This is a genomic window from Streptomyces griseorubiginosus, assembly GCF_001514195.1.
Lineage (GTDB): Bacteria > Actinomycetota > Actinomycetes > Streptomycetales > Streptomycetaceae > Streptomyces > Streptomyces griseorubiginosus.
In genome coordinates this window covers 980,578-987,818 of sequence record NZ_KQ948737.1, presented here as the reverse complement: position 1 = coordinate 987,818, position 7,241 = coordinate 980,578, and the positions used below count along the sequence as shown (strand labels likewise).

Genomic DNA, 7,241 nt, shown 5'->3' with positions numbered 1-7,241 from the left:
CCTTCCAGGGTCAGGTCGCCGGTCAGCTCGGTGAGCTCGACCAGGCGGGTGGGCAGGTTGGGGCCCAGCGCCTCCCACGCCTTGAGCTTGCCCTGGTAGGAGTCGCGGATGTGCTCGATCACCAGCGGCGTGGCCACGAACCGGGCCTCGGGGAAGGCGTCGGCGACGACCTCGGCGCCGAAGTAGAAGTCCGGGTCGGCGTGCGAGACGAACACGGTGGTCAGGCTCTTGCCGGAGTCCAGGATCTCCGCGGCCAGCCGGTGACCGTCGGCCCGCGTGAACCCCGCGTCCACCAGCAGCGCCTCCCGCTCACCCGTGACCAGGGTCGCGGTCTTGTTCTTGCTGCCGGCCGGGAAGTCCAGGTCCAGGACCTTGAAATCGAGGGTGCTCATCACGGTCTCCTAGTTGGTGTGGGAAGAGGAGGTGCGGGTGGCTTCGAAGGCTGTGAGACGCCGGTCCACGTCGTCGGCGGTGGCGTGTCCCAGGGCCAGCGGGACGACGTGCCCGCCGTCCACGGCCAGGAGCGTGGGGAAGCCGGTGACGCCGAGTTCGGCCGCGCGGCGGAAGTCGTCGGCCGCCGTACCGGCACTCACGGGGCTCTCGAACGCGGCCACCACGGCGTCGGCGTCCAGACCGGCCTGAGCCGCGAGTCGCCGGTAGGTAGCGGGGTCGGACAGGCTCAGTCCGTCGACGTAGAAGGCCTGCTGGAGCGCGGTGGCCAGTTCCACCGCGCGGTCGGGGGCCACCCGGCGCAGGGCCGCGACCCCGCGGGCGGCGGCCTCGGAGTCCATCACGAACGAGCCGTCGGCGATCAGCCGCTCGTAGCCCTCGCCGAAGCCGGCGCCGGTCTGCGCGGCGATCTGGGCGTTGGCCCCCTGGACGTAGCCGAACTCGCGGATCGGGACCCGGCGGCCACCGGTGAACAGGCCGCCGGAGACGACCTCGACCGGCAGCTCGGGGTGCCGGGAGACGGTCTCGCGCAGGGTGGCGGAGAAACCGTGGGACCAGCCGCAGTAGGCGTCGAAGACGTAGACGAGCTTCATCGAGGACCTCGGGGGACGTGGCGCCCACCTGGTGCGGGCACTCACCCCTGAGAACATTATCTGACGCATCAGATATTTCAACGAGGGGAGGCCCGATCGCGTGACGCGCCTCTCAGGGCTCCTGCTCGGCACCCGTGCGTTCCGTGGGTCCCGTGCGTCCCGCGTGGGTACTGCCCCCCGTCCGACGCCCCGCCCGGTGCCGCGTCAGGGCAGCTGTGGCAGGGCGTCCCGGGCCGAGTGGCTGAGGATGCGCAGGTCCTCCGCGAAACGCTCCCGGTGATCCGCGGGCAGCGGGTTCAGGAAGTACTGCTCGATGTTCGCGACGTGCAGCCGGGCCGCGCGTACGACGGTCTCCTCGCCCAGGGGTGTCAGGCGCACCAGGCGCCCTCGCCGGTCTTCCGGGTCCGTGACGCGCAGCACAAGACCCGCCGCCTCCATACGGTCCACCAGGCGTGTCGCGCCGCCCGTGCTGAGCACCTGCTCCTGGCTGATGGCCCGCATCGACATCCCCGGCTCGCCCGCGCGGCCCAGGATCAGCAGCACCTCGAACATCAGGTGGCTGATCCCGCACTCCTCCTCGATCCGCCGGCCCAGGATGTACTCCAGCCGGTTCGCGGCGCCCTGCAACCGCCCGAACGCGAGGACCAGCGCGTCGTCGGCCGCCTGCTTCGCGGTCGTGATCTCCCTCTGAGCGTCCTGCTCGCCCACAACACCTCCGTTGGTTCCCAGAGGCGGAACCTATCGTGCCCGCCGCCCGGGGGTCGTTCGACCGGGTTCGAGACCACGACGTTCCCCGCCTGGCCCCTCCGGCGACCACGGCCGCCGTTTCTCGCGTCCGGGCGTCAGCAGGCGGGCTCCCCTCCACCCACGTCATGGCGTGCCGAAACGGCCCTCAGTGCCGGCTCCGACGGGTCGGCTCGTCGTCCCATGCCTCGAAGCCCTGGCCGAAGGTTTCCGGGCGCCGGGTGTCGGAGACGGCGGCCAGGGCCAGGGTGTCGGGGTCCGGGGCGGCTCCCGGGGCCCGGTAGGTGATCGTGTCGGGCAGCATCGCCAGCGCGGTCGTGCCCTGGCCCTGGTCGCCCGGGCGCAGCTGGACCCGGACACCGTGCCGGTCCGCCAGTCGGCCGACCACGTACAGGCCCATGCGCTGGGAGATCGCCGCGTCCACGGTGGGCGGTTCGGCCAGGTGGTGGTTGATGTCGGCCAGGTTCTCGGGCGGCAGCCCGATGCCCCGGTCGTGGATCTCGACCATGATCCGCCCGTCGGGCAGCCGCGCCGCGGTGACCCGGACCTGGGAGTGCGGCGAGGAGAACGTCGTCGCGTTCTCCAGGAGTTCGGCGAGCAGGTGCACCAGGTCGGTGACGGCCCGGCCGTGGATCTCGGCCTCCGGGACCCCCGACAGCTCGACGCGCTCGTACTGCTCGACCTCCGAGGCCGCGGCCCGGATGACGTCCACCAGGGGCAGCGGCTGGTTCCACTGCTGGGCGGGGGTCTCGCCGCCCAGCACGAGGAGGTTCTCGCCGTTGCGGCGGACCCGGGTGGCGAGATGGTCCAGCTTGAAGAGGTTGGCCAGCTGGTCGGGGTCGGCCTCCTTGCCCTCCAGGTTGGTGATCAGGGCGAGTTGGCGTTCGATCAGGGACTGGTTGCGACGCGCCAGGTTGCTGAAGATCGTGTTGATGTTGGCGCGCAGCAGGGCCTGTTCGGCGGCGAGCCGTACGGCCTCGCGGTGCACGTGGTCGAAGGCGCGGGCGACCTCGCCGATCTCGTCCGTGGTGGTGATCGGGATCGGCGCCACCTCGGAGTCGACCCGGCCGGGTATGGCCCGGGTGAGCTGGGTCAGCAGTGCGGGGAGCCGCTGCCCGGCGATCTCGTGGGCCGAGGCGCTCAGCCGGCGCATGCTGGTGCTCATCGTCCGGGCCACCCACGCGGCCAGCAGGAAGGCGACCAGGACCGCGGTCAGCACCACCGCGGCGTTGACGACGGCGTCGTTGCGGGCGTCGTCGGCGATGCTGCGGCTGTTCGCGAGGGCGGTGTCGGTGAGGTAGACCTCGACGCTGCGGTAGGCGTCGAAGCTGAGGGTGGCGGCTGCGAAGTAGGTCTCGGGCGTGATGCCCTGCGCGGCGAGCTGCGCCGGGGACTTGCCCGAAGCGATCTCGCTGTTCATCTTCGCCAGGCCGGGCGGGACCACGAACGTCTTCCCGGCCGCCTCGGCCTGCCCCTGGGCCGTCGCCACCTGCTCCTTGCCCCGTCGCTCCGCGTCGGTCAGAGCCTTGCGCAGCCGGGCCGTGTCGTCACCGGTGCCGGCGCCCGCGTACTCCTGGAGGCCGACCTGTTCGAGGTAGACGTAGGAGCTGAACGAGCCGAGCAGGGTCTGGAGTTCACCCGGCGCGAGTTGGGAGCGGTCCTCGGTCAGCAGGTGGGTGCCGATCGCCCGGATCAGGGACTCGGCGGCCTGGGTGAGCGAGACGGAGTAGAGGGTGCGGCCGTAGCTGGCCTGGTTGGTGCTGCCGAAGCCCAGCTCGTTGGATATCTCCATGAGCGGGTGCTGGACGGCGTGGTAGCTCTCCTCGGTCTGCACACCGGTCATCCGTGAGGTGAAGGCGTTCGCGCGCACGGACGCGAGCTGCTTCTCGCCGGCGCGGACGAGTGCGACGCGGCGCAGCAGGCCGGGGGTCTGCGGCATCCGCGCCACCGCTGCGTCGAACAGCTTCGCGTCCGCGTCGGTGACGGCCCGGGCCCTGGTCACCACGCTCGACGTCCGGTCGCCCTTGAGCAGGGGGATGACCGACACGTCGCGTTCGTTGATGGCGTCGTTGGCGTACTTGTTGGCCGCCTGGACCAGTTCCGCCACCCGGACCGCCTTGTCGGCGTCCTGCCAGGTGTCCACCGAGCGTTTGACCCGGATGCCGCCGAGCACCAGCGCGATGAGTACCGGGATCAGCAGGATGGCCTGGAGTTTTCTGGCCACGCGCCAGTTGCGGGTCCCCAGGCCCAATAGGGCTGCGGGCGTTCTCTTCGACAAGATGGCCTCACGGTTCCGGGTCGTCTCGTTGCTTCACTCTTAAACTACGTGGGAGGCCCGTGGAGTTGTTCAGATTGCGGAGTATTTCGTCTGCTGTCACAGATTCCGCCGCTGTCCTGTCCTGCTACCGAGGGGTTCCGTCACCGAGGGATCCCGTTGCCGGGGGGACCCGGACAGGAGAGGGAGACAGAGATGAAGATCGTCGTCGTCGGAGGCACCGGCCGCATCGGATCGCAGGTGGTGGGCCTGCTCGACGCCAACGGCCACGAGGCGGTGGCGGCCGCGCCGAGCACGGGCGTGGACACGCTCACCGGGGAAGGGCTCACGGAGGTGCTCAAGGGCGCGGACGTGGTCGTGGACGTGGCGAACTCCCCGTCCTTCGAGAAGGAGGCCGCCCTGGACTTCTTCACGCGCGCGATGCGGAACCTCACGGCTGCGGAACGGGAGGCCGGGGTCCGCCACCATGTGGCGCTCTCCATCATCGGCGTCGACCAGGTGCCCGGGCTCGGCTACTACCTGGCCAAGGTCGCGCAGGAGGACGCCGTACGGGCGAGCGGCGTTCCCTTCACGATCGTGCGGGTGGCCCAGTTCTTCGAGTTCGTCGCGCCCGTGATGGACCTGACGACCCAGGGCCGGGACGTGCACCTGCCCTCCACCCAGCTGCGCCCGATCGCCGCGGCGGAGGTCGCCGCGGTCGTCGCCGAGGCGGCGCAGGGTTCACCGGTGAACGGGCTGCGTCAGTTGGCGGGCCCCGAGATCCACCGCCTCGACCGGCTCGCCGAACTGACCCTCGCGGCCCGGCCGGACGGCCGCCGTGTCGTCACCGACGAGAGCGCGGGCATGTTCGCGGGCATCCCGGACGGCGTCCTCACCGGCGACGCCACGGTCCCGACGGCACGGACGCGTTACGAGGACTGGCTCAAGCGGGGCTGACGGGGTGGGCAGGCCGGGGGGCTGACGGGGTGGGGAGGCCCCGGGGCGGGCTGGGTGGTGAAGTCCGCCGAGGGCAGTACGGCGGCCCCCTCCCGACCTACGCCCGCCCCGAAGACCTCTCGTACGCACGTAGCTTCTCCGGTGCCAGGACCCAGTACAGGCCGTCGATGCCGTCCGGGCCCACCGTCGCGCTCACCAGGCCGACGGTCTCGCCGTTCCTGCGGAGCAGCAGGGCGGGCAGGCCGTTGGCCTCGGTGAAGGCGAACTCGGCGCCGGGGAGGAACTTCTTGACGAACGCGCTGATCTTCGCGACGCGCCCGGCGCCCACGACCTCCAGCCGCGCCACGCCCCGCAGCCCGTTGCCGTCCGCGTAGGCGACCACGTCGGCGGACAGCACGCCCTCCAGCGCCGCCACGTCACCGTCCCGCGCCGCCGCGACGAAGGCGTCGAGGAGCCGTCGGTGCTCCGCCGTCCCGACCCGTTCACGGCGCTCCGCGGACAGCCGTTTCCTGGCCCGGCTGACGATCTGCCGCACATTGGCCTGGCTGAGCTGGACGATCCCCGCGATCTCGTCGTACGGATAGTCGAACGCCTCCCGCAGCACATAGGCCGCCCGCTCCACCGGATTCAGCTTCTCCAGGACCAGCAGCACGGCCAGTTCCAGCGCCTCGCCGCGCTCCGCGCCGACCAGCGGGTCCACGCTCGTGTCCACGGGCTCCGGCAGCCACGGACCGACGTACGCCTCACGCCGCACCCGGGCCGACTGGGCCACGTTGATCGCCAGCCGGGTCGTGGTCTTCGCGAGGAACGCCCCGGGATTCAGCACCCCGGCCCGGTCGGCGCCCTGCCACCGCAGCCACGCGTCCTGCACCACGTCCTCGGCCTCGGACACACTGCCCAGGATCCGGTAGGCGATCCCGAACAGCCGGGGCCGCAGCCGCTGGAACGCGTCCGCCTCCGCGTCGAGAGAACCGTCGGCGGGCAGCGGAGACTTGTCCATGGAGCCGATGCTACGGGCCCGAGCCGCCGGAGCCGGAGCCGGAAACGCAGCCAGAGCCGCAGCGGAGCCGGTGGCACGAACCAGAGGCCTCAGTGCCGCCGCGACCGCCGCACGGTCAGCACCGCCACATCGTCCTGCTGGCCGTTCGGCCCGGCGAACGTACGGGCGTCCTCGTGCAGGGCCTGCGGCAGCTCCGTGGGGGAGAAGTCCACGTACTTCGTGAGCGCCTCGTCGACCGGGTAGAACGTGCCGTCCGCGGACCGCGTCTCGGTCAGCCCGTCCGTGCTCAGCAGCAGCGTCGCGCCTACGGGGAAGTCGAACCAGCCGACGGTCGTGGGTTCGGCGGCGAGCTCCGCCAGGCCCAGCGGGACACCCGCCTCCAGATCCAGGGCGCTGACCTTGCCGTCGTACAGGACGTACGGCAGGACGTGCCCGCAGTTGACGGCCTGCACCTCCATCTCCGCGTCGACCCCGAGGACGAGCGCGGTCACGAAGCGTTCGTCGTCACCGGTGTGCGTGGCGTAGGAGTTGTGCCGTACGACCGCCGCGTCCAGGGCGTCCACGAGCGCGGTGAGGGTGGGCTCGCGGTGGGCGGCCTCGCGGAAGGCGCCGATGACGGCGAACGCCGCGCCCACCGCGGTCAGCCCCTTGCCCTGCACGTCCCCGATCAGCACCCGGGTCCCGAACGGTGACGCGACGACGTCGTAGATGTCGCCGCCGACGAGCCGGTCCTCCTGGAGCGGCTCGTACACACCGTTGACCAGGACGTCGTCGGTGACCAGGGGGAGGGGGTGCAGGATGTGCCGCTGCATCGCCGCGGCGGTGGACCGCAGCCGCAGCATCGCCTCCTCGCGCCTGATCCGCCGGTGACAGCCGTAGACCGAGATCGCGGCCAGGCCCAGGGTGAACAGGACGAGCAGGAGCCGGTCGAACCAGTGGCCCGCCTCCCGGTCCCGCAGCAGCACGGTGACGGTGACGACGACCGTGGTCCACACCGCGACGAACGTCGTCTGCCGGACCGTGCCCAGCGCCGAGGCCGCGCCCGGCAGGAAGACCAGGAGGCCCAGGAGCCACACCTCGGACCCCGACAGCACGCCGAGGGCCTCCACGAGGACGGTCACCGAGACCACCCCGACGACCACCTCGGCGTCGCCGGGGGGCTCGATGGCGTCGAAGGCGTCGCCGGGTCTCTTACGACGGCTACCGGACATGCGTGCTCCCGGGCAGGTGGTGATCTCCCTCT

7 protein-coding genes are annotated in these 7,241 nt (G+C 71.5%); 1 reads left to right on the top strand and 6 read right to left on the bottom strand.

What is annotated here, in order from left to right; all coding sequences use genetic code 11:
- The 4 genes from AQJ54_RS22800 to AQJ54_RS22785 all read right to left on the bottom strand — a co-directional run.
- A partial coding sequence (locus tag AQJ54_RS22800; protein WP_159055545.1) for an MBL fold metallo-hydrolase occupies positions 1 to 392 on the bottom strand: 392 nt, incomplete at its 3' end.
- Positions 393 to 401: 9 nt separating this feature from the next.
- Entirely contained in the window at positions 402 to 1,043 is a 642-nt protein-coding gene (locus AQJ54_RS22795) for a DsbA family protein (protein ID WP_062029717.1), read from the bottom strand.
- 204 nt (positions 1,044 to 1,247) lie between these two features.
- Complete coding sequence (locus tag AQJ54_RS22790) at positions 1,248 to 1,751, bottom strand: MarR family winged helix-turn-helix transcriptional regulator (RefSeq protein ID WP_062029720.1); 504 nt, start codon at positions 1,749 to 1,751, stop codon at positions 1,248 to 1,250.
- 184 nt (positions 1,752 to 1,935) lie between these two features.
- Positions 1,936 to 4,065: a sensor histidine kinase gene (locus tag AQJ54_RS22785; RefSeq protein ID WP_062240347.1), complete on the bottom strand. Its 2,130-nt coding sequence runs from the start codon at positions 4,063 to 4,065 to the stop codon at positions 1,936 to 1,938.
- Positions 4,066 to 4,257: 192 nt separating this feature from the next.
- Here AQJ54_RS22785 and AQJ54_RS22780 point away from each other — a divergent pair, with 192 nt between their 5' ends.
- Positions 4,258 to 4,998: an SDR family oxidoreductase gene (locus tag AQJ54_RS22780; RefSeq protein WP_062029723.1), complete on the top strand. Its 741-nt coding sequence runs from the start codon at positions 4,258 to 4,260 to the stop codon at positions 4,996 to 4,998.
- A gap of 97 nt (positions 4,999 to 5,095) precedes the next feature.
- Here the strand turns inward: AQJ54_RS22780 and sigJ are convergent, their stop codons facing one another.
- Positions 5,096 to 5,998 (bottom strand): RNA polymerase sigma factor SigJ, encoded by a 903-nt coding sequence (sigJ, locus tag AQJ54_RS22775; RefSeq protein ID WP_062029725.1) that lies wholly within the window; start codon positions 5,996 to 5,998, stop codon positions 5,096 to 5,098.
- An 89-nt stretch (positions 5,999 to 6,087) separates the two neighbouring features.
- The gene (locus AQJ54_RS22770) at positions 6,088 to 7,209 is read right to left on the bottom strand and encodes a PP2C family protein-serine/threonine phosphatase (RefSeq protein WP_062240344.1); all 1,122 of its coding nucleotides are present in this window, start codon (positions 7,207 to 7,209) and stop codon (positions 6,088 to 6,090) included.
- Between the last annotated feature and the right edge of the window lie 32 nt (positions 7,210 to 7,241).